Genomic DNA, 19,923 nt, shown 5'->3' with positions numbered 1-19,923 from the left:
CATCCTTACTCGTTCTCTCTCGCTGTGGCTCGCAACTTCGCCGTCACGATCGGACCTAAAGCGGACGCCGACGAGTCCGACCCTCAAACGGTCGGAAATGGGATCGAGCGGATCGGACTGCTACGGGCTCCGGGTGGAGCTGCCACGCTGCCGCCACTCCACCCCTCCACCCCTCTTGCTTTCTTCCGCAATAGGGGTAACCGCGATGGACGACAACGCGGGGAAAGCCATGCCCGACATTTTCATTTCCTATGCACGCGAGGACCGGGAGATCGCCGAGCTTCTGGCGCGGGCGCTGGAAGCCGAGGGCTGGTCGGTGTGGTGGGATCGGCACATTCCCGCCGGCAAGCGCTTCGACGAGGTGATCAGCGCCAGCCTCGACAAGGCCAAATGCGTCGTCGCCCTGTGGTCGACGGCGGCGATCGCCTCGCAATGGGTGGCCGAAGAAGCCGAAGAAGGCAAGGAACGGGGCGTCTTCGTCCCGGCGCTGATCGAAGCGGTCGAGCCACCACTCGGCTTTCGCCGCATCCACGCCGCCGACCTAATCGGCTGGACGGGCGATCCCGGCCACGCCGGATTGCGGCAGATGATCGGCGATATCTGCACCATCATCAGCATGCCGGCCCCGTCCGCGGATGCTGCCACGACCGAGAGCGCAGCCGCACCTTCGCATCCGTCCCTATCACCGACACCCTCGCCTCGCCGCCGCTGGCGGTTGCCGCTCATTGTCGGCGCCGGCGTGCTGCTGCTTGCCGCCGCGGTGACGGCCTTTCTCATCACGCCCGATCGGCAGCTCCGCGTGGAGGAGGTCGCGAATGGCGCCGCCGGCGCCCACAGCGACACGGCAGCGCCTGCCGTTGCCCGTATCGACGGACGCTGGCAGGGGCAGGTCAGCTACGACTGGGGGCTGGTACAGAACGAGACGTTCAGCTTCCGCACCGTAGGTCGCACCCTGACCGGGAGCGCCGGATTCCTCGGCGTCGCCCGTGCCATGCTCAATCCCCGCATCGAGGGTGACGAGGTGCGATTCGATGTCCGCTGGCAGGAGACGCTCGGAAGTAGCGAGCGCGACGTGGTCAATCACTACATCGGCGCCCTCAGCGGTGACCGCATCGACATGGTTGTGACCATCGAAGGCGGAGCCTCGCCGCATCCGCCGATCGAGTTCGTCATCAGCCGCATTCGCGATTGAGGCAACCTCTCGCAATCGTGAACGAAAGCGGCCTTTTTGGGCAGATCAGGCCAATCAATGCCCGAATGCAACCCCATACGCGCGCATTGCCGCCACCCCAACTTCGCAACTGCAGAAAAGCCGCACATATGCTAGGGTTGTATCTCGTTAGAATTTTAATGATCCAAGGTGACGGCTATGGACGGCCATCTGGTAAGTGAAGCCCCGACGTGGCAACTAGCATGTGGCGCTACGGCATTTCGCTGTGGCGCGCGCTTGACCGCGAGCGGCTCGAATTCTTTGATCCCTTCCGCATCGCCGCCGTTATCGCCTTCCGCGCCGCCCGCCATCACCCCCCAAGCCTTGCCACGTTGGGGCGGACGTTGGAGTACAACGCCGAACTGATCAACAAGGCCAACTGGGCCAATCAGGAGGCGCTATCCCGCTACCTGTGGGACGAGTACGAGAAGGGCTGGAACGCTTGGTTCAATACCCTTTATCACCGCGAAGGTGAGACCTTCGCCGAGTTCGCCAGTCGCCAGGCGGATGTGATGGAAGGGGTGGCCAACTTCAACGAGGAGATCGAGAAGGTCAAAAGCGTCTTCGGTTTCCATCTGCATCGGCCCGAGTACAAGCTGATTGAGGAGACCGAGTGCTTCCGCATGTATCAGGTGCTGCCGCTGAAGCCGGGCGTTGTCGTGCGCGACGACGTCAAGCCGATGCTGCTGGTCTCGCCCTACATGCTCGGCAGCCACATCCTTGCCTTCCTACCCTACGAGGACAAGAGCTACGCGCACGCCTTCGCCAACGCCGGGGTTCCCACCTATGTCCGCATAGTCAAGGACATTTGGGAGACCGAGGCAGTGCAGACAATGACGCCAGAGGACGACTGCCTGCAAACGCATGCGCTGTGCAAGACGCTGGTGGAGCGCCACGGGCGTAAGGTCACGCTAAACGGCACCTGCCAGGGCGGCTACATCTGCCTGATGAACCTGTTGTCGGGCACCTACGGCGACGTCTGCGATACGCTGATCACCAACGTCACGCCGGTGGACGGCACCTACAGTCGGGCAATCACCGGCACGCCGGAAATGCACTTCGATTTCATGCTGTCACAGATGCCGAACGGCAATTACGTCGCCAACGGCTACCTGCTCAGCTTCGGCATGCGCCTTGTCGCCATTTCTCAGGAGACGCCGCTGATCCAGGTGATCAACCAGGCGCGGCTCTACGAAAAGGGAAACTTGCATCCGGGCAAATCGACCGCAGCGCTGTTCCATTGGCTGCGCAAGGACCGCGTCCACCTGCCGCCGGCGATCGCCGAGATGAGTTCGATCTCCTTCCAGCAACCGATCGACGCCGAAGGGGTATTGCCGGTCAAACTGTTCGGCAAGCCGCTGCGTATCGGTGACTTGGCGAAACTAGGGGTTCGCTGGTACCAGGACTATGCGCTGAAGGACACCCTCGTGACGCCCGCCTGCGCCATTGCCGGTAATCGCTTTCTCGATGGAACGGGCGTGCTGGAATCGGTTCCCTTCCCGGGCGGCCATGTTGCCATCCTCACCAGCCCTTACAGCGAACGCAGTCCGGTTGATGGCCGGTTCAAGGGCAAGGACGGCCAGAGCTATCGCGGGCCTGTCCTCTTCCAGCTTGAGGTCTCGGCACCGAAAAAAATGCTTGCCGTCGCCTGAGCCCAGCTCCCACTACGCGGACACGGAAGCAGACAGGTAAAGACAGGAAATAGACACTGGGGACCGGTCGCCACTGCGGTACCGGCCCCCAGGTGTTGAGTTTGTGGCAACGCGCCACCACCGCACGCCATCTGTTCAGGCGTGTTCCACTTCGCCGTGCTCCATAAGGTGAGCGGCGGCTTCCTCGGCACTTTCGTAGATGTGTGGCGCCAAATGGCGCTGTGAAAGCGACTCGCCCAGCTTCAGGCGTAAGAAGGCGCTGGTGGTATAGCGGGTCACCCCGAGGTAGTGGCGATCCATCACCCGGCGCACCATGTCGGCATAATCGTCAATCAGGTTGGAATCGATATCGAAGTCGTCGTAATTGACGATGGCGAACACCTTCCTGCCCACCGGCTCCAGCGTTCTGCGCACAGCGCGGTCGATGTCGGCGATATCGTCGCGACTGCGCACCGACATCCGCTCGAAATTGAGGAAAAAGATGTTCTGTTCCGGATCGTAGGACAGGCGCTCTTCCAACGGCAGACGCAGCAGATCGTCGCGCAGTCGCATTGGCGCATCGATGAAGATGCGCGCGTCCATCAGCTTCAACTCGCCGCGGATGATCGGCTTGAAGCTCATGTGTGCCAGGATATCCCGTTCCAGGTCGACCCCGGGGGCGATTTCGGTCAGTTCCAAGCCGTCTTCGGCCAGACGCAGAACGCAGCGCTCGGTGATGTAGACGACCGTCTGGCCACGTTTGCGTGCGTACTCACCGCTGAAGGTCCGGTGCTCGACGGACTCAACGAACTTGTCCGTGTCGCCGTCGCAGACGATACGCAAACGGCTATCGGCAATCTCGAATTTGAGCGCACCGGCGTCAAAGGTACCGACGAAGACCAACTTCTTCGCGCTTTGCGAGATGTTGATGAAACCACCGGCGCCGGCGAGCCGCGGACCAAACTTGCTGACGTTGACGTTGCCTTCGCGGTCCGCCTGCGCCAAGCCGAGGAAGGCAAGATCGAGGCCGCCGCCGTCGTAGAAGTCGAACTGGCTCGGCTGGTCGATGATCGCCTGGGTGTTGACTGCCGCACCGAAACTAAGACCGCCGGCCGGGATGCCGCCGATCACGCCGGGTTCGGCGGTGAGGGTCAACAGGTCGATCACGTGCTCTTCGGCAGCGACGTCGGCAACGCCTTCCGGCATGCCGATGCCGAGGTTGACCACGGCGTTCGCCTCCAGCTCCAGCGCCGCCCGCCGGGCAATGATCTTGCGTTCGCTCATCGGCATCGGCGGGATCGATGCCATCGGCACCCGAAACTCCCCNGCGTATGCCGGATTGTATTGAACGGCGAACGTCTGCATGTGCTGTTCCGGCTTTTCGGCGACGACAACACAGTCAACGAGAATGCCGGGAATTTTGACTTGGCGGGGATTGAGCGCACAGCGATCGGCGATGCGTTCCACCTGGGCGATGACAAGTCCACCGGAATTGTGGGCGGCCATGGCGATGGCGAGCCCTTCCAGCGTCAGCGCCTCCTTCTCCATGGTGATGTTGCCGTCGAGGTCGCCCGTGGTGCCGCGGATGATGCCGACGTGAATGGGGAACGTCTTGTAGAGCAGACATTCCTTGCCGCCGATGGTCATCAGTTCCACCAGGTCTTCGGTGGTACGCTCGTTGATCTTGCCACCGCCGTAGCGCGGATCAACGAAGGTACCGAGACCAATCATCGACAGGTGCCCGGGTTTGCCCGCCGCGATATCGCGGAATAATTGCGAGATGACCCCTTGCGGCAAGTTGTAGGCCTCGATGGCGCCGGAAATCGCCAGCCGCTGGATCTTGGGAACCAGCCCCCAGTGACCGCCGATAACACGCCTTATCAGCCCTTCGTGGCCGAGATGATTGAGCCCGCGCTCTTTGCCGTCGCCCTGACCGGCCGCATAGACCAAAGTCAGGTTGCGCGGCTTGGCCAGTGACTGCGGCACGTCCTCGTCGTCGGCGAGATAGAGTTCCTCCAGGGCGACAGCAATCGCCTCGGGAAAACCGATACCGACAAAACCGCTGGTGGCGATGGTATCGCCGTCGCGGATCAGCCGGACGGCTTCCCGCGCGGTGACGATCTTCCCCTTCTCCGGCAATTTCGTGTAGGAAAGGACAGGGTGGGAACCAAGCTGCTGTGCCATGTTTTCTCCAGGCGCTGTTTGTCTTGACACGAGTGTGTGCGTCGACGACAGCGGCGCTCAGTAAATGCCGGTCAGGTAGAAGAAGCCGATGGCAACGAAGACGGCCGTCGTCTTGATGATCGTCACCGCAAAGATATCGCGATACGAGTCGCGATGGGTTAGGCCGGTCACCGCAAGCAGGGTAATCACTGCGCCGTTGTGCGGCAGCGTATCCATGCCGCCACTGGCCATCGCCGCAACCCGGTGCAGCACTTCAAGGGGAATGCCGGCCGCCTGCGCGTTGGCGATGAACGTCTCGGCCATGGCGGCCAGGGCGATGCTCATCCCGCCCGACGCCGAACCGGTAATACCGGCGAGCACGGTAACGGTAATCGCCTCGTTGATCAGTGGGTTGGGGATCTTTTCAAGAAAATGCGCGACAAGAGCAAACCCCGGCAGCGCCGCAATGATGCCGCCGAAGCCATACTCTGACGCCGTGTTCATCGTCGCCAGCAACGATCCGGCAACCGCGAGCTTGCTGCCTTCGGCGAATTTGCCGCGGATCGGCTTTAAGGCAAAGGCGACGACACTGAGAACGCCAATCAGCAACGCCCCCTGCACCGCCCAGATCGCCTTGACTTTGCCGATGTCGATGGGTGTCGGCTTGCCGGTGCCAAGGATGAAATCATAGGTCGAGCCGTACAGATCAGGGATGACGTGAGTGAACAGCGCGTTCAGTACGAAAACGAGGATCAGCGGTGAAATGGCGAGGATCGGGTTTGGCAGCTTTTCGTGTTCGAAGGGCTCGGGCTCGTTTTCCAACCCACGGATCAGTCGATCGGAATAGCCTTCGCCAGCTGCGGCCGCCTGGCGACGACGAAATTCGAGATACGCCATGCCAGCGACAAAAATGAACAGGGCACCGACGGTTCCCATCCANGGCGCCGCCCACGTGGTCGTCCTGAAGAAGGATGTGGGGATGATGTTCTGGATCTGCGGCGTGCCGGGCAGCGAGTCCATGGTGAAGGTAAAGGCGCCGAGCGCGATCGTTCCCGGGATCAGCCGCTTCGGAATGTTGACCTGGCGAAACATCTCGGCGGCGAAGGGATAGACGGCAAAGACAACCACGAACAAGGAAACGCCGCCGTAGGTGAGGATCGAACAGACGATGACGATCGACAGCATTGCCCGCTTGGCACCGATCAACTTCACCACTGAGGAAACGATCGATTTCGAAAAGCCCGACAGCTCGATCAACTTGCCAAAGATGGCACCAAGCATGAAAACAGGAAAGTACAGCTTTACGAATCCAGCTAATTTCTCCATAAATATGGTAAGATAGGCCGGAGACACCAGCATAGGATCCGTTAAGAACACTGCAAGCAGTGCACATATCGGCGCAAATAGAATAACGCTGAATCCGCGATAAGCGATGAAGATCAGCAAACCAAGCGCGAAAAGCACAATTAGGATGTTCACAGCAGCTCCCTATCTTTCAGTTTCTTTTAGTTACAAGTAATTCTAGCAACTGTAGGTGCCTTGCGAGAATAGGATCAGCCTCTCCAGCTCAAGATCTTTGATTACGTGTTCATGGTGCGAAATAACTTCCTTCACCAGATCGCCAATCGATAGAATTCCGAGCAATTCTCCCCCNTCCAATACCAGCAGATGGCGCGTGTGGTGCGCCGTCATCAACGCCATGCACTGAGGGACTGTCTGCTCGGGCGTGACGGAAATGACGATTGTATTCATCACCTCCCTCACCGATGTTTCCTTGGCCGTTCGACCGAGCAGAATTCCTTTGCGTGCGTAGTCGCGTTCGCTCACCAGCCCGATGACACTCCCGCTTGCATCGAGGACCACCACCGCGCCAATGTCCCGCTCGGCCATCAGTTCGAGCACATCCCACACGGTTGCGTCGGCGTTGACGCTATGCACGCCGGCTGGCTTCGCCGTCAGCAACTGCCGAAGTGATCGATATGGCTTCTCCATCCCTCACGCTCCTGCCTTGAACAGAATCAGCGTCTTTTTCTTGATCCCTAGCACATTTTACCAACAAAGACCATACAGACGACTAGAGTACCTGGCGGATGGGGCAGGCTGGAGACAGAAGATACAGGCAGCGGCAGAGTCCTGACGCACTTGCAGCATCTTGCTTTATTGCATCGCACAAAGATGGTTTAAGCGTCGACTCTTCGCCTGCAGTGCTGAATCGCCTCTTCTGTCTTGGCGAGAACGCTCCGCTCAAGGCATAATCAGTATGGACGCGAATCGTATATAACACTGCCGCGATACAGATAAATACTGAGCCGCATCTGGAACAATACTTTTCAGGAGAAAATATTGGCGCTGATTGAATCCGCCTCTTGTTTCTTATTAACGGCCGGACGCATCTGCTTATCTCAACGTCAATTGAACGACCTTTACAAATCGCGCACCGTCACGAGCATTTCATCCATCGTCTTGAAAGCGGTCGCCGCGGAATTGTAGGCCTGCTGCGTCTGGATCATGCGCGAGAACTGATCCTCGAGGTCGACGGTGGATGCTTCCAGCGTCTCCGGCAGGAGCAAACCGGTGCCGCCCTCCCCCACCCCCTGCACTGTCAGCGCGCCAGAGGTATCGCTCATGGCGTAGACATTTCCTTGCAGCGGTGTCAGGCCATCGATGTTGGGAAAGGTGGCAAGTGGCAACCGATAAAGGCGCTGCGTCTGCCCATTGGCAAAGTAGCCGTTGAGGTAGCCGTCGCGGTCGAATTCGATGCGCTCGAGACTGCCCTTCGGATAGCCGTCGTCACTGTTGTCACGCACCTGAAAGCCGCTGGCATATTGCGTCGACGACGACACATCGAGCGAAAATGCCGAACTGCTGCCATCGGCATGGGTGATCGCCACACGATAACTGGCTGGACCGGCAACGGTCGCCAGATGGCAGCACCAAATGCAGGGGCAGGACCACCAGAAGATCTATCTAAAATATTATTATTATTTAACCACAGGCCCTTGGGCTTGCGGCGACCATGCACTGCGGCTGGGAAGATTTTGCCGGGCAAAGAAGCGCATCGCTGGACGTACCGGCGCGAAAAAATAATCCGGCAGCGCGATGTTAAGCATTCTGCTCCATCCTGCCTCAGTCATTTCGCCTTCAGCGTGGGAGCCAGGATGAAATCGTCGGTCGTCGGACCCGGTACGCGGGTACAGGCTGCATGCCGCAGCTGCAGCTCCCGGGGTAGCGCCAGTAGCGGCTTTGCCACCCATCTGCACACCGATGCACCGGCTGAGCCGGCAACGCGGGCCTGGATACGATCCTGAGTGAAATCGAGCTCCGCGCGGAGGTAGAGATCGCCAAACGGATGCCGAACCGATCTGCGTCCGGCGAGGCCCCGGCAGTTGCACCCGACTGATTTTTATTTATATTTTTCAGTATGTTGGAAAATAGCTTCGGATACAAATTGGCTTGCGACCTGACGCTGCGAAAACTATAGTGCCGAGCGCGGACTTGGAGTGTTTCTAGTGGGCGTAGCAGATCCCGTGAGGAATACGAGCTTACCCCCGATTACCGGCCGACGGACGGCGAGCCGTTCATGAACCCGGTGATGGTGGAGTATTTCCGCCAGAAGCTGCTTGCTTGGCGCGATGAACTGTTGGATGAGGCGCGCGCGACGTTGACGGCGTTGCAGGAGGGAGGCAACGCGTCAGAAGCCGACATCGCCGACCGTGCCACCTCGGAAACCAACCGCTCCATCGAATTGCGCACCCGTGATCGCGCCCGCAAGTTGATCAGTAAGATTGACGAGGCACTGGATCGGATCGAGGCCGGCACCTACGGCTTATGCGAGGAAACGCACGAGCCGATCGGCATTTCCCGTCTTGAAGCCCGGCCGATCGCCACCCTCAGCCTCGAAGCCCAGGAGCGCCACGAGCGGATGGAGAAGACCCACCGCGACGAGTAGCGGCGGGCTATACGGAGCGGTACCGCACGGCCCACGCGCCACAATCCGCTTTCCTGCTCCCCGATTACCTCTTCGTTACCTCCGCAGTGGCATTTCGCATGACCTGTGGCACGCTATGCCGCAAGATGCCGCATGGTCGCGTCGTCCGGCTCACCGGTGACCGCGAGGCCCTGCTGTTGCTGGAACGATGCCAGTGCCTGACGGGTGAAGCGGCCGATCAAACCGTCGCTCGGGCCCGGCGCAAATCCGCGATAGGTCAGATAGATCTGTGCACTGCGCACCCGCAGGTCAGGCAGCGGCCCTTCCGCCCAGCGGCGAAATTGCTGCGCCAGACGCTCGTCGTAGCGGTTCTTCGCGTAGGCGGCGCCATTGTAGCAGCGGGCGAATGTGCTCCAGTCGTGGCGGATCAGCGCCTGCCGGCAGGGCTTCCCCTCGGCAATGAACTTGGCCATCACCAAGAGCTGCGCATCTTCGCCCTCGAGCATCGCGGCAACCATGGCTTCGGCGCTGGCGAACCCCAGCCGTCTGGCGTGGTGCCCCATCACCTGACCGATGCCCCAGGAGGTGCTTTCCTCGGCCGCCGTGGCATCGAGTGCCATTGCTTTCGCCAGACGGTCGTATTGTGCCGCTCCCATCTGGCCATAACCGCCGCACGTGGAATTGCTGATATCGGGAAAGCGGGTATCGAACCGTCCACCGGTGCGCGCGCTGAAGACGTGGCGCTCGAAGAGGATGAGCGGTCGCCGATCTGACAAGAATCCTGCTCCAAGCGTTTCAACCGAAAGCACCGTCCAGATTTCCGCCACGCCGACCCCGATCGCCGTCGCCGCCGCCGCCAGCCCCACCGCAGTCAACGCACCGCCTTTGCCTTGAAACGCCACCATTATGATCCTCTATCGTCGTGCCACCACCGGCCCAGAAGCTCGGCCGACAATATAGGATCATTGACTAGCTTACAAGTTTATTTTCCTATTAAAGAAACCGCGAAACCAACTCACCTCTTGCCCTCAGAATGGCAGGATGATGTCGAGAAGCTGCGAGCCCCAGCGCGGCTGCTGCAGGCGCTGAGGCGAAGTTCGGGACCGCGCAGGGTGACGGCCCCGCGCACCGCGATCGCCTCCGCCGGCATCGCGGTCGGACCCATTCATTCTTTTTGCCTCCTATCCGACGTTGCCGGTCACGCCCGACGTGCGGCTCTGCCGCGGACGGGTGGATAAGTCGCTGCTGCTGGTGCGATTTCGCAGCCTTGAAATGGTTGGGGCGATGCGTGCCGTCCTGCCGCCGGAACCGCTGACCGAACGGATCCTGGTGATCGTACCGGAAAAAGGCTCGGTCACCCTGCACGACCTGCTGGCGCAGATTGCGCCGGAGCATCGCAACATTGCCGCTCGTGCCGTCGTCTGGCTCGCCAAGATGGGCGCGATCACGATCATTCCCCCGCTGTCGCCACGTCGGCAAGCGCGATGACGGATTAGCAGTCACCGATTGGCTGTAGCCCTGGCGCTTGATCGGGTGCGAACACGCGCAGTGCGGCGCGAACCACCTCGAACACTGCCGGTGTCTTGGTTATCACTTCGCCATCCACATTCACTGGCATCGGTCGTTTCGTCTCGATGCGAATTTCCTCTCCATGCCGGCTATGGATGTCGGGCACCGGCCGATGCGTTCCCCAGCGCAACTGCGGCGCCAGGGTCATCAATCGCCACCAGGGATGCGGCGGTAGGGCGTAGAGGTCGAGGCGGCCGTCATCGATTGTCGCGTCGTCGACGATGGTCATGCCGCCGCCGTAATGGCGGCCGTTGCCGACGGCGATCTGGATCGTCTCGATCACCTCGGCGGTGCCGTCACAGTTGATTTGGGCGTGAAAGTGCTTCGCTGCGCGTACCGCCTCCCAACTACAGCGCAGGTAGGCCAAAATCCCCCATCGCTGCTTTGCTTCGCAAGTGAGCCGGTCGGCGATGTCGACGCTGAGGCCGACGCTGGCGACATTGAAGAAATGGCGCCCGTTGACCCGGCCAATATCGATCAGCCGCGTCCGCCCGGCGGCGATCACCTTCGCAGCGGCGATGAGCGCAAAGGGAATGCCGAGGGTGCGCGCCAAATCGTTGGCATTGCCCATGGGCAGAATGCCGAGCACAAGACCGGTCTCGAGCAGCGTATCCGCAGCCGCCGACAAGGTTCCGTCGCCACCGATCAAGGCAAACCGCCATCGCCGATCAAGCCGTCAACGTCGCAGACGCCGCCACCAAACGCCGTTCTTCGAAGTGTCCGGCTGGTGACGCGGTGGAAGAGATTGACCGTCGACCAGAGCAGGTCCTTGATGTCGGGTTCGCCATGGAGGGGGCGCACCACCCCGGCGATAAGGTGATGAGCCGCGGCATCAGACCGAAGGCGAAGCGGATAACCGCTTGATCGGCGGCGCAGGTCGGCAGATGAACCTTGATCTTGGTTTTCATCTCGACGCTGCGGCCAGCGATGCGGCGGACCCGGTCCAGGTCGTGGAGGCGTCGAAGAATTCCTTCGGACGACAGCCGGCCGCCGTCGAACCGGGCGACGATTTGTTTGCCGGCAACCGGTGACAGGCCAGGCAGCGGCAGCGTCGGATCAACCATGGCGGGTGGGCGCTGCGGAAACGACGTGGATTGGCTTCGACAACCGAATCCTAGGCGATTCCAATGGACTACCCTACACCCGCCAACCTCGATGCATTATCCGTTGGGGTGGACGGCCCCGCGGCATCTGGTGCCAAGGTTCGCTGTCAAAGTGAACAGGAGCCGTCCATGACCGAGATTACCCGCATTGCGATCGACACGTCCAAGTCCGTCTTCACCCTACATGGCACGGATGCCGACGGGCGGGCGGTGCTGCGCCGCAATCTGCGCCGCCAGGACATGGTACCATTCTTCGCGCGCCGCCCGCCGATGGAGGTGGTGCTGGAGGCCTGCGGCGGCTCGCATCACTGGGGCCGTGTGCTGGCTGGGCTCGGCCACACGGTGCGGTTGATCCCGCCGCAATACGTCAAACCCTTCGTCAAGCGCGGCAAGAACGATCGCAACGATGCCGAGGCGATCAGCGAAGCCGCGGCGCGGCCGGAGATGCGCGAGGTCGCGGTCAAGTCGGCGAGGCAGCAGGCCAACGCGATGCTGCTGTCGGTGCGCGAGCTTCTGGTGCGCCAACGCACGCAGCTGGTCAACGCGCTGCGCGGACACGCGGCCGAGTTCGGTCATGTCGCCCGCCTTGGCCGCCAAGGCGTGGCAAAGCTGCTGGCCGATGTGGCAGAGGACGCGGAGCTGCCGACGCCGGCGAGGGACGCATTGGCGTTGCTGGGCGCCGAGATCGGTCGGCTGGATGCGCGGCTGGCCGAAGTCGACGCCAGGCTGGTGGCGCAACACAAACAGACGCCAACCAGCAAGATGCTGGCGGAGGTGCCGGGGATCGGGCCGATCGGCGCGTTGAGCCTGGTGCTGCGGGTCGATTTCAGCCAGTTCAAGTCGGGGCGGCATTTCGCCTCCTGGCTGGGGCTGACTCCGCGCGAGCATTCCACCGGCGGCAAGACGCGGCTGGGCGGGATCAGCCGCGCCGGCGACGAGCGGCTGCGCCAGTTGCTGGTGCTGGGAGCGACCGCGGTGATCCGACAGGCCAAGCCGGGAAAGGCCTCGGCGTGGCTGATCGCTTTGCTGGCAAGGCGGCCGCGCAAGCTCGCGGCGGTCGCCCTGGCCAACAAGATGGCGCGCATCGTCTGGGCGATGATGACGAGTGGAGAGGCGTATCGCCAGCCGGCCACCGCTTGACCACTCGTTGATGCCGCAGGTGCAGGGCTGAGGACGGAGAGATGCTGATCGGTCGAGCCGACGATCTAAAGAGCCCGGGTAGCCTGGTGGCCATCAAGGCCGCCCATCCGTTTGGGCGTGGATCGCGGAACCCATCTGGGCCAGCGGACACTGTGCCGCGCAAAACAGGCCGGACACACGACTGCCATCGCACCAGATCAGATTTTCTCCCCCTCACCCCTTGCACCCAGGGGGCCGACCACACACGGGTTAGGTCGTCGTCGCATCCGGCTCGTCCTCATCGCCGCGAAATCCCTGGGCGATCACGTACATCTCGGCGGACTCGGCGCGCGATGCGGGCGGCTTGGCGTGACGAACAGTGGCAAAACGCGCCTTCAGTTGCTGCAGCAGCTTGGCCTCGGTTCCACCCTGCCAGACCTTGCAGAGGAATGCCCCGCCCGGAGCCAGCAACTCCAACGCCACCTCGAACGCCATCTCGGCCAACGCCATGATCCGCAGATGGTCGGCCGAAGCGTGGCCGGTCGACGGCGGCGCCATGTCACTCAGCACCACGTCCGCCGGGCCGCCCAGCAAGGCGCGCAGGCGATCAGGCATCGCCACGTCGCAAACGTCGCCCTCAACCAGTTCGGCAGCGGCAATGGGTTCGATCGGCGTCAGGTCGGCCGCAACGACGCGACCTCCACGCCGCTCACCAGCGCGCACCCGCGCCACCGCCACCTGTGTCCAGCCGCCCGGTGCCGCTCCCAGATCGACGACGCGGAGCCCCGGCCCGAACAGGTGAAAGCGGTCGTCCAATTCGATCAGTTTAAAGGCGGCGCGGGAGCGGTAGCCAAGCCGGCGGGCCTCGATGACATAGGGGTCGCGCAGCTGGCGTTCCAGCCACTGACGCGACGAGGCCGTGCGTCGCCGGCGGTTGGTCATCCGCTTGGCAGCTGGATCCGGCGGGCCGGTTGCGCGCCATCAGTCGCCTCTAGTCTGCCGAGAGAGCAAGCGCTGCATCCGCCCCCGCATCGAAACCGCGCCGAGCACCCTCAAGCGCCTCGGCATGCATGGCAAGGATCAACCCCTCGCGAACGCCTCGGTCGGCGACGCGGATCCGCCCCACTGGCCACAAGCGGCAGATGGCGTTGAGAATGGCACACCCGGCGATAACCAGGTCGGCGCGCTCCGGGCCGATGCAAAGGTTGGCAGCGCGCGCCGCCCAGTCGGTCACCGTCAATTGAGCAATCAGCGTGTCGATATCGGCGAAGTGAATGGCGCGGCCATCGACGCGTGCCCGCCGATAGCGGCCAAGGCCGAGCGAGAGCGCCGCCAGGGTGGTGACAGTACCGGATGTGCCCACCATCTGCACTTGGCCCGCGGCAACGGCGGAGGCGATGTCGTGCGCCGCATCGAATGGCCGCAATCGGGAGCCGACAACGCCGGCCATGGCGGCGAAGCTGTCGGCGTCCACCCGATCGCCGCCGTAACGTTCGGCAAAGGTGACAACGCCCGAGTCCAGCGACATGGTGGCAAGAAGCTGCGGCGGCCGGCCCGGCCGCTGCGCCGCCCACACCACCTCGGTGGAGCCGCCGCCAATGTCAAACAGCAGCACCCAGGGATACCTCGGTTCAAGCAGATCGGCACAGGCGAGAAGCGTCATCCGCGCCTCGTCCAGCGGCGAAATCAGTTGCAGGTCGAGGCCGGTGGCGAGTCGCACCCGGGCGACGAATTCGTCGGCGTTGCTGGCGCGTCGACAGGCCTCCGTCGCCACTGCCCGTGTTCGCCGAACCTGCGCATCGGCAATACGCTCGGCACAGACATGCAGTGCCGCGATGGCGCGCACCATCGCTGCTTCACTGAGACTGGCATGGCGCGTCAGCCCTTCGCCCAAGCGAACGGTGCGCGAGAACGCCTCGACGACGCCAAGACGGCCATCGTTACCGGCGCGCGCGATCAGCAGGCGGCAGTTGTGCGTTCCCAGGTCGATAGCGGCATAAAGCGGTGCCGCCTGCCCCGCCGTCGCGGCGGCTGGTCGGGCCTGTCGGCCGGGCGCGCTGTCTCGGCCTCGCATCCGCGGCTCTCCATCTGGCAGCTATCGGCCGCTGCCACTGGCCGCACATGATCGTGTGCTTTTTGGATCCGGTCGAAGCTTACGCCAAAATGCCGCCCCCTGCACAACCCCTTCCGCCGATGCGGTCGGGCAAAAGCATGACAAGCGGGAGCAAAAGCGGAAAAGTGACTGCGTGTCGGGCACGCATCCCCCTTGGCCCGCCTTTCTCCCTTGTGCTAAGAGATGCGCCAGCAAGCAGCCTATCCGACGTTGGGGGATAGTTTAGCGGTAGAACTTCCGGCTCTGGACCGGACAGCCCTGGTTCGAATCCAGGTCCCCCAGCCAATATTTATCTATCTGTATCAGCAGCTTACCTTTTCACCCGAGGCACAGAACGCGCCCCGGCACGTCCCACCAGACTGATCGACAGGCCACTCGCAAGCGTCTCGCCCCTCGGGCGCAGCCGCGCACCATTCACCTTCCGGTGGATGCGCACCTCCGTCTCCGGCGTCGTCTCGGTAAAATCAGCGATCTGGTCCACCGTCCACTCGACCGCCAGCCATGATATCGCAGCCTGCTTCAGGCTGTGCGGTGTTAACCATTCCCGCAGTCCGGCACGGATCCACGTCACGGCGAACCCGCGCTCGATGTCCTTCAGCCGCCGCCCGCAGCATTCGATTACGTGCTCGCACGTCCGATACGCCTTGCATCGACGGCTGAATGCCCAACTCCGCGGCGATCTGCATCAAGGGACGACCGCTCGACGCCGAAAAGCGACCGCTGCCCGCTTGAACTCATCTGCGAAACTCCGACGCAGTTTCGTCAGCAAACACCTTCCTGCTCCTCGCAAAGCTTAGCAAAGGTGTCCACCAACTCGGGGAAGGTTCAGTCACACCTGAAAGCGAGTCTGACGACTGCGCCTCGCGACAGACAATCCCGAGATCCTGACCTGGGTTAGTGCACTCACTCGCGGAGCTACATACCGTACAAATTCATAGCGTTGACGACTGGCGAACGGCGAGGGCTCTACCGAGCGGATTCGGGAACCGTCTCCTCTGCCCGAAACGAGGCCCCACGACTCCTGTGGCTGCGCGCGTAAACCGCCCGTTCAAGTGCCTTCGCCGTCTTCTCCGCCGCAAAACAGATGCCTGCGGTCGCCGCACAGGGAAGGCTTGGCTTGGCGAGATCGCGGCGCTGCAAGCCGGCGTCTTAATTTGTCGATCTTTTCTCGCGGCACCAGACCGCGACGACGACGGAATCCGCAGGCAATGAGAGGAACTTCGTGCGCTCACTCCAAGCAGCATGACGAAGAGAAAATGATGAAATTCAGGCCACTGCACGACCGAATCCTGGTGAAGCGGATCCAGCAGGAGGGGAAGACCTCCGGTGGACTCATCATCCCGGACACAGTTCAGGAAAAGCCGCAGGACGGCGAGGTGGTCGCCGTCGGCCAAGGAGCGCGTGGCGAGGACGGCGAACGCATTCCACTCGAGGTCAGGACTGGCGACCCCGTGCTGTTCGGCAAATGGTCGGGCAGCGAGGTCAAGATCGACGGGCGAGAGTTCCTCATCACGATAGAACCCGATCTTTTCGGGATTATCGAGGGTTAATCACCCCGTGTTCATTGGTCGCTAATGGGAGCTGTCCAGCCATGGCTGCGAAGGATGTGAAATTCGGCACCGATGCGAGAACGAAGATGTTGTGTATGGCGGTGACAAATTAGGCCACGTAGCGGCGGCGATTGGTGCGGCCGCGCCGGAGTAAAATCTGGCCAGTGGTTAGGCTGTCTCTTTTTTGTGGGGGGCGGCCGGGGATGTTTGCCGTGGAAGTCTACGCCGCCGTTCGGCATTTCGTTTTCATCGAGGGCAACAGCCGGCGTGAGGCGGCCCGGGTGTTCGGGCTGAGCCGTGAGACGGTTTCGAAGATGTGCCGGTTCTCGTTGCCGCCCGGCTACACGCGAACGAAGCCGGTGAAGAAGCCGAAGCTTGGGGTGCTGCTGCCGGTGATCGACGCCATCCTCGAGGCCGACAGGACGGCGCCTTCGAAGCAGCGGCATTCGGCCAAGCGGATCTTCGAGCGACTGCGCGACGAGCACGGTTATGCCGGCGGTCTGACGGTGGTGAGGGACTACGTCCGGGTTGCTCGGGGGAGATTGCGGGAGACCTTCGTGCCGCTGGCTCATCCGTCCGGTCATGCGCAGGTCGACTTTGGCGAGGCGATCGGCGTGATCGGCGGCGTCCGGCAGAAGATCCACTTCTTCTGCATGGACCTGCCGCAATCGGATACTCCTTTCGTGAAGGCCTATCCGGCGGAGACGACGGAAGCCTTCCTCGACGGGCATGTGTCGGCATTCGCCTTCTTTGGCGGCGTGCCGTTGTCGGTGCTTTACGACAACACGACGCTCGCGGTGGCGAAGATCTGCGGCGACGGCAGGCGGGAGCGCACCCGGGCCTTTTACGGAACTGCAGAGCCATTACCTGTTCCAGGATCGCTTCGGCCGTCCCGGCAAGGGCAACGACAAGGGCAAGGTCGAGGGGCTGGTGAAGTATGCTCGATCGAACTTCCTGACGCCGATCCCCCAGGCGGCAAGCTTCGACGATCTCAATGCCATGCTGGAAGAGCGCTGCCGGCAGCGACGAGGCGAACGCGCCGGTCGCCACGGCGAAACCATCGGCGAGCGTCTCGTCGCCGACCTCGAAGCCTTCCGGGATTTGCCGGCGGTGCCATTGGAGCCGAGCGAGAAGCGGGCGGCCCGTGTCTCATCGACCGCCCTGGTCCGCTACCGCGGCAACGACTACTCGGTACCGACGGCATACGGCTTCCGGGATGTTGTGGTGAAGGGCTTCGTCGACGAGGTGGTGATCCTTTGTGCCGGCGAGGCGATCGCCCGGCATCGTCGCTGCTATGGCACGGGCACCTTCGTATTCGAGCCGCTGCACTATCTGGCGCTGATCGAGACGAAGCCGAATGCCCTCGACCAAGCGGCGGCGCTGAAAGACTGGGATCTGCCGGAGGCGTTCCAGCACCTGCGCCATCTCCTCGAGGCGCGCATGGGCAACCGCGGCAGGCGGGAGTTCATCCAGGTGCTGCGGCTGATGGAGGCGATCCCGATGGAGATGGTGGCGAGCGCGGTCAGCGAAGCGATCCGGCTCGGCGTCATCGGCTTTGATGCGGTCAAGCAGATTGCTCTGGCGCGCGTCGAGCGGCGGCCGGCCCGGCTCGACCTGACGGCCTATCCACATCTGCCGAAAATGGACGTCAGGATGACGGCGGCGGCTGACTACGCCGTTCTCGTTCCCGGGACAACGGCATGACCGGCAAGGCGGGCGCTGATGCGATGCCGGCGGGAACGACAAGCGGCACACCGCAGGTTCTGCTGGCGCATCACCTCAAGCAGTTGAAGCTGCCGAGTTCTGCGGGAATACGACAAGATCGCCCGCGAATGCGCACGCGACGGCGTCGATCATCCCCGCTATCTGCTGCGCCTGGTGGAACTCGAACTGATCGACCGAGAACGCCGAATGGTCGAGCGGCGGATCAAGGCAGCACGCTTCCCGGCGGTCAAAAGCCTCGACACCTTCGACTTCACCGCGATTCCCAGCCTCAACAAGATGCTGGTGCTCGAGCTGGCCCGCTGCGAGTTCATCCTGCGCCGGGAGAACGTCATCGCGCTCGGCAACAGTGGCACCGGCAAGACCCATGTCGGGCTCGCCCTCGCTCTTGCCGCCTGCCAGAAGGGGTTCACCGTCGCCTTCACCACCGCGGCCGCCCTCGTGCACCAGTTGATGGAGGCGCGTGACGAGCGCCGCTTGCTGAAGCTGCAACGCGATCTCCAGTCGGTGATGTTGCTCATCGTCGACGAACTCGGTTACCTGCCGCTATCGCCGACCGGGGCGGAACTTCTGTTCGAGGTGTTCTCCCAGCGCTACGAGCGCGGCTCGACCCTCGTCACCTCCAATCTGCCGTTCGAGGACTGGACCTCGGTGCTGGGATCGGAACGGCTCACCGGCGCGCTGCTCGACCGCCTGACCCACCACGTCCATATCCTCACCATGAACGGCGACAGCTACCGGTTGAAGCAATCCGCCGGACGTCGTCGTCCCCCCACCGCAGCCGATCGGGCGGAGCAAAACCAGACCANNCCGCCGAGACCGTCGATCCCGAGACCGGCAAAACCAGCAAGCCCTGATCCCCGAGGCAAAGCCGACGCACGGCAAGGGGCCCGATCGGGCCCCTTGCCGTGATTGCACCGCTCTCGCCCAAATGGCCTGCTTTTACTCCGCTACAGTGGCCCAGAATTGCTCCGCCGTTGACACATTGATCCGTATCAAAACTCAAAATGAGGGGATTCCTGAGGTCGGCGGAAGCTAACACCTCCAGGCGCTCCTCCGAAAACCGGTTACTACGAGCAAGGGCGTAGGTAGAACAGCGCTTTTCTGACGCTCGATAATTGACGCATTTGTTGGAACAGAAATTTGCAAAGCACTAATGTAAGTCAGTGCGCACCCGTCGTTAGCGGGTACGTTGGTATGAGAAAAAGCATCCGAATTACGCGCTACACGAGGGCTTATGAGAGCAACGATGACTTCTGACTATTCATTATTTATTTCTGTTTTACGCTCGCTTCGCCTATTGGCGCGCATCTCGGTTGAGTCCAGCGACTCGCATACGCAGTGGGAAGAGGAGGATCGCTTGAGGGAGGATTCGTCGGCGGCTTGGCTCACCACGTGTCGGGAGCCCCACCGGGTCGTCGCCACTTGGTTAGTCATGTGGGGCGTCATCCTGTGGGGGATTGCCAGCCTGTGAACTGGAGGACAGGCGACACATCCGTGTTCCCACGTGCGCACCACGGCGAGATCCGGCGCATCTGGGAGTGATCTTCCCCGGAAAAGTGGACACTGGGTTATGCGGCCTGAAGCTCGGCTTGCTCGGGTGTACGGTAGCCGAGGGCGGAATGAAGCCGCTGACGGTTGTAATAGGTTTCGATGTAGGCGAACAGGTCCCGCTTGGCTGCCTCGTGGCCCGCCTGGCAGGAATGGCTCGTCGCTCACAGCACCACCGGCGAAGTGCCGGCGCCGAAGGCGCTTGGCGCACCAGAGAAGGGCTACCCCCCTGTGCGATGCGCCTGGAACGTACGTGTTTCAGGC

Annotated in this window: 15 protein-coding genes, 1 tRNA gene and 5 pseudogenes; 10 read left to right on the top strand and 11 right to left on the bottom strand. The window is 62.2% G+C overall.

Annotated features, from left to right (window positions below):
• Positions 1-205: 205 nt before the first annotated feature.
• Positions 206-1,192 (top strand): toll/interleukin-1 receptor domain-containing protein, encoded by a 987-nt coding sequence (locus tag HQ394_RS18145; protein WP_190261365.1) that lies wholly within the window; start codon positions 206-208, stop codon positions 1,190-1,192.
• Positions 1,193-1,401: 209 nt separating this feature from the next.
• Positions 1,402-2,862, top strand: coding sequence for a hypothetical protein (locus HQ394_RS18140; RefSeq protein WP_190261364.1), 1,461 nt, complete (start codon positions 1,402-1,404; stop codon positions 2,860-2,862).
• Positions 2,863-2,997: 135 nt separating this feature from the next.
• On the opposite strand, the gene HQ394_RS18135 is transcribed toward HQ394_RS18140, so the two are convergent.
• The 3 genes from HQ394_RS18135 to HQ394_RS18120 form a co-directional block, all read right to left on the bottom strand.
• Positions 2,998-5,025, bottom strand: a complete 2,028-nt coding sequence (locus tag HQ394_RS18135; RefSeq protein WP_190261363.1) for an acyl CoA:acetate/3-ketoacid CoA transferase — start codon at positions 5,023-5,025, stop codon at positions 2,998-3,000.
• A gap of 1,500 nt (positions 5,026-6,525) precedes the next feature.
• Entirely contained in the window at positions 6,526-6,996 is a 471-nt protein-coding gene (locus HQ394_RS18125) for a CBS domain-containing protein (protein ID WP_190261361.1), read from the bottom strand.
• Between the two features lie 431 nt (positions 6,997-7,427).
• Entirely contained in the window at positions 7,428-7,895 is a 468-nt protein-coding gene (locus tag HQ394_RS18120; RefSeq protein WP_190261360.1) for a flagellar hook-basal body complex protein, read from the bottom strand.
• 395 nt (positions 7,896-8,290) lie between these two features.
• Between HQ394_RS18120 and HQ394_RS21375 the strand changes: the two are divergent.
• Together HQ394_RS21375 and dksA are read left to right on the top strand one after the other, a co-directional pair.
• Positions 8,291-8,404, top strand: a pseudogene (locus HQ394_RS21375) (hypothetical protein); the annotation flags it as partial.
• Between the two features lie 180 nt (positions 8,405-8,584).
• Positions 8,585-8,953, top strand: a complete 369-nt coding sequence (gene dksA, locus HQ394_RS18110) for an RNA polymerase-binding protein DksA (RefSeq protein WP_190261359.1) — start codon at positions 8,585-8,587, stop codon at positions 8,951-8,953.
• Positions 8,954-9,066: 113 nt separating this feature from the next.
• Here dksA and HQ394_RS18105 read toward each other — a convergent pair whose 3' ends face one another.
• Positions 9,067-9,834, bottom strand: a complete 768-nt coding sequence (locus tag HQ394_RS18105) for an N-acetylmuramidase domain-containing protein (protein ID WP_223291701.1) — start codon at positions 9,832-9,834, stop codon at positions 9,067-9,069.
• A 328-nt stretch (positions 9,835-10,162) separates the two neighbouring features.
• Here HQ394_RS18105 and HQ394_RS18100 point away from each other — a divergent pair, with 328 nt between their 5' ends.
• Positions 10,163-10,420 (top strand): hypothetical protein, encoded by a 258-nt coding sequence (locus HQ394_RS18100; protein ID WP_223291700.1) that lies wholly within the window; start codon positions 10,163-10,165, stop codon positions 10,418-10,420.
• Positions 10,421-10,424: 4 nt separating this feature from the next.
• Here the strand turns inward: HQ394_RS18100 and HQ394_RS18095 are convergent, their stop codons facing one another.
• Positions 10,425-11,150 carry a lipid kinase gene (locus HQ394_RS18095; RefSeq protein ID WP_223291699.1) on the bottom strand — a complete coding sequence of 242 codons (726 nt, stop codon included), beginning with the start codon at positions 11,148-11,150 and terminating at the stop codon, positions 10,425-10,427.
• A gap of 268 nt (positions 11,151-11,418) precedes the next feature.
• Positions 11,419-11,565 (bottom strand): annotated as a pseudogene (locus HQ394_RS21370) (IS1380 family transposase); the annotation flags it as partial.
• A 168-nt stretch (positions 11,566-11,733) separates the two neighbouring features.
• Here HQ394_RS21370 and HQ394_RS18080 point away from each other — a divergent pair.
• The gene (locus HQ394_RS18080) at positions 11,734-12,744 is read left to right on the top strand and encodes an IS110 family RNA-guided transposase (protein ID WP_190261343.1); all 1,011 of its coding nucleotides are present in this window, start codon (positions 11,734-11,736) and stop codon (positions 12,742-12,744) included.
• Between the two features lie 249 nt (positions 12,745-12,993).
• On the opposite strand, the gene HQ394_RS18075 is transcribed toward HQ394_RS18080, so the two are convergent.
• Entirely contained in the window at positions 12,994-13,665 is a 672-nt protein-coding gene (locus HQ394_RS18075; RefSeq protein ID WP_190261355.1) for an RlmE family RNA methyltransferase, read from the bottom strand.
• A gap of 49 nt (positions 13,666-13,714) precedes the next feature.
• Complete coding sequence (locus tag HQ394_RS18070; RefSeq protein ID WP_190261354.1) at positions 13,715-14,797, bottom strand: Ppx/GppA phosphatase family protein; 1,083 nt, start codon at positions 14,795-14,797, stop codon at positions 13,715-13,717.
• Positions 14,798-15,047: 250 nt separating this feature from the next.
• On the opposite strand from HQ394_RS18070, the gene HQ394_RS18065 reads away from it, so the two are divergent.
• Positions 15,048-15,121: transfer RNA gene (locus HQ394_RS18065), tRNA-Gln, on the top strand.
• A 25-nt stretch (positions 15,122-15,146) separates the two neighbouring features.
• Here the strand turns inward: HQ394_RS18065 and HQ394_RS18060 are convergent.
• Positions 15,147-15,407, bottom strand: coding sequence for a hypothetical protein (locus HQ394_RS18060; protein ID WP_190261353.1), 261 nt, complete (start codon positions 15,405-15,407; stop codon positions 15,147-15,149).
• 76 nt (positions 15,408-15,483) lie between these two features.
• Positions 15,484-15,602: pseudogene (locus HQ394_RS21365) on the bottom strand (transposase); the annotation flags it as partial.
• A 493-nt stretch (positions 15,603-16,095) separates the two neighbouring features.
• Here HQ394_RS21365 and HQ394_RS18055 point away from each other — a divergent pair.
• The 3 genes and pseudogenes from HQ394_RS18055 (at position 16,096) to istB (ending at position 19,020) form a co-directional block, all read left to right on the top strand.
• Positions 16,096-16,386, top strand: a complete 291-nt coding sequence (locus HQ394_RS18055) for a co-chaperone GroES (RefSeq protein ID WP_190263398.1) — start codon at positions 16,096-16,098, stop codon at positions 16,384-16,386.
• 203 nt (positions 16,387-16,589) lie between these two features.
• Positions 16,590-18,090 (top strand): annotated as a pseudogene (gene istA, locus HQ394_RS18050) (IS21 family transposase).
• Between the two features lie 99 nt (positions 18,091-18,189).
• The gene (gene istB / locus HQ394_RS18045; protein WP_407644758.1) at positions 18,190-19,020 is read left to right on the top strand and encodes an IS21-like element helper ATPase IstB; all 831 of its coding nucleotides are present in this window, start codon (positions 18,190-18,192) and stop codon (positions 19,018-19,020) included.
• Positions 19,021-19,679: 659 nt separating this feature from the next.
• Here istB and HQ394_RS21360 read toward each other — a convergent pair.
• Positions 19,680-19,787 (bottom strand): annotated as a pseudogene (locus HQ394_RS21360) (IS3 family transposase); the annotation flags it as partial.
• Positions 19,788-19,923 lie beyond the last annotated feature (136 nt).

It is taken from the genome of Defluviicoccus vanus, from assembly GCF_014672695.1.
GTDB classification, from domain to species: Bacteria; Pseudomonadota; Alphaproteobacteria; order Rhodospirillales; family Defluviicoccaceae; genus Defluviicoccus; species Defluviicoccus vanus.
This window is presented reverse-complemented; position numbering and strand designations above follow the sequence as displayed.

What these genes read in the sequence shown, in the direction of transcription:
- HQ394_RS18075 (WP_190261355.1), bottom strand. Translation starts at nt 13,665, where the DNA reads ATGACCAACCGCCGGCGACGCACGGCCTCGTCGCGTCAGTGGCTGGAA.
- HQ394_RS18070 (WP_190261354.1), bottom strand. Translation starts at nt 14,797, where the DNA reads ATGCGAGGCCGAGACAGCGCGCCCGGCCGACAGGCCCGACCAGCCGCC.
- HQ394_RS18055 (WP_190263398.1), top strand. Translation starts at nt 16,096, where the DNA reads ATGAAATTCAGGCCACTGCACGACCGAATCCTGGTGAAGCGGATCCAG.
- HQ394_RS18145 (WP_190261365.1), top strand. Translation starts at nt 206, where the DNA reads ATGGACGACAACGCGGGGAAAGCCATGCCCGACATTTTCATTTCCTAT.
- dksA (WP_190261359.1), top strand. Translation starts at nt 8,585, where the DNA reads ATGAACCCGGTGATGGTGGAGTATTTCCGCCAGAAGCTGCTTGCTTGG.
- HQ394_RS18080 (WP_190261343.1), top strand. Translation starts at nt 11,734, where the DNA reads ATGACCGAGATTACCCGCATTGCGATCGACACGTCCAAGTCCGTCTTC.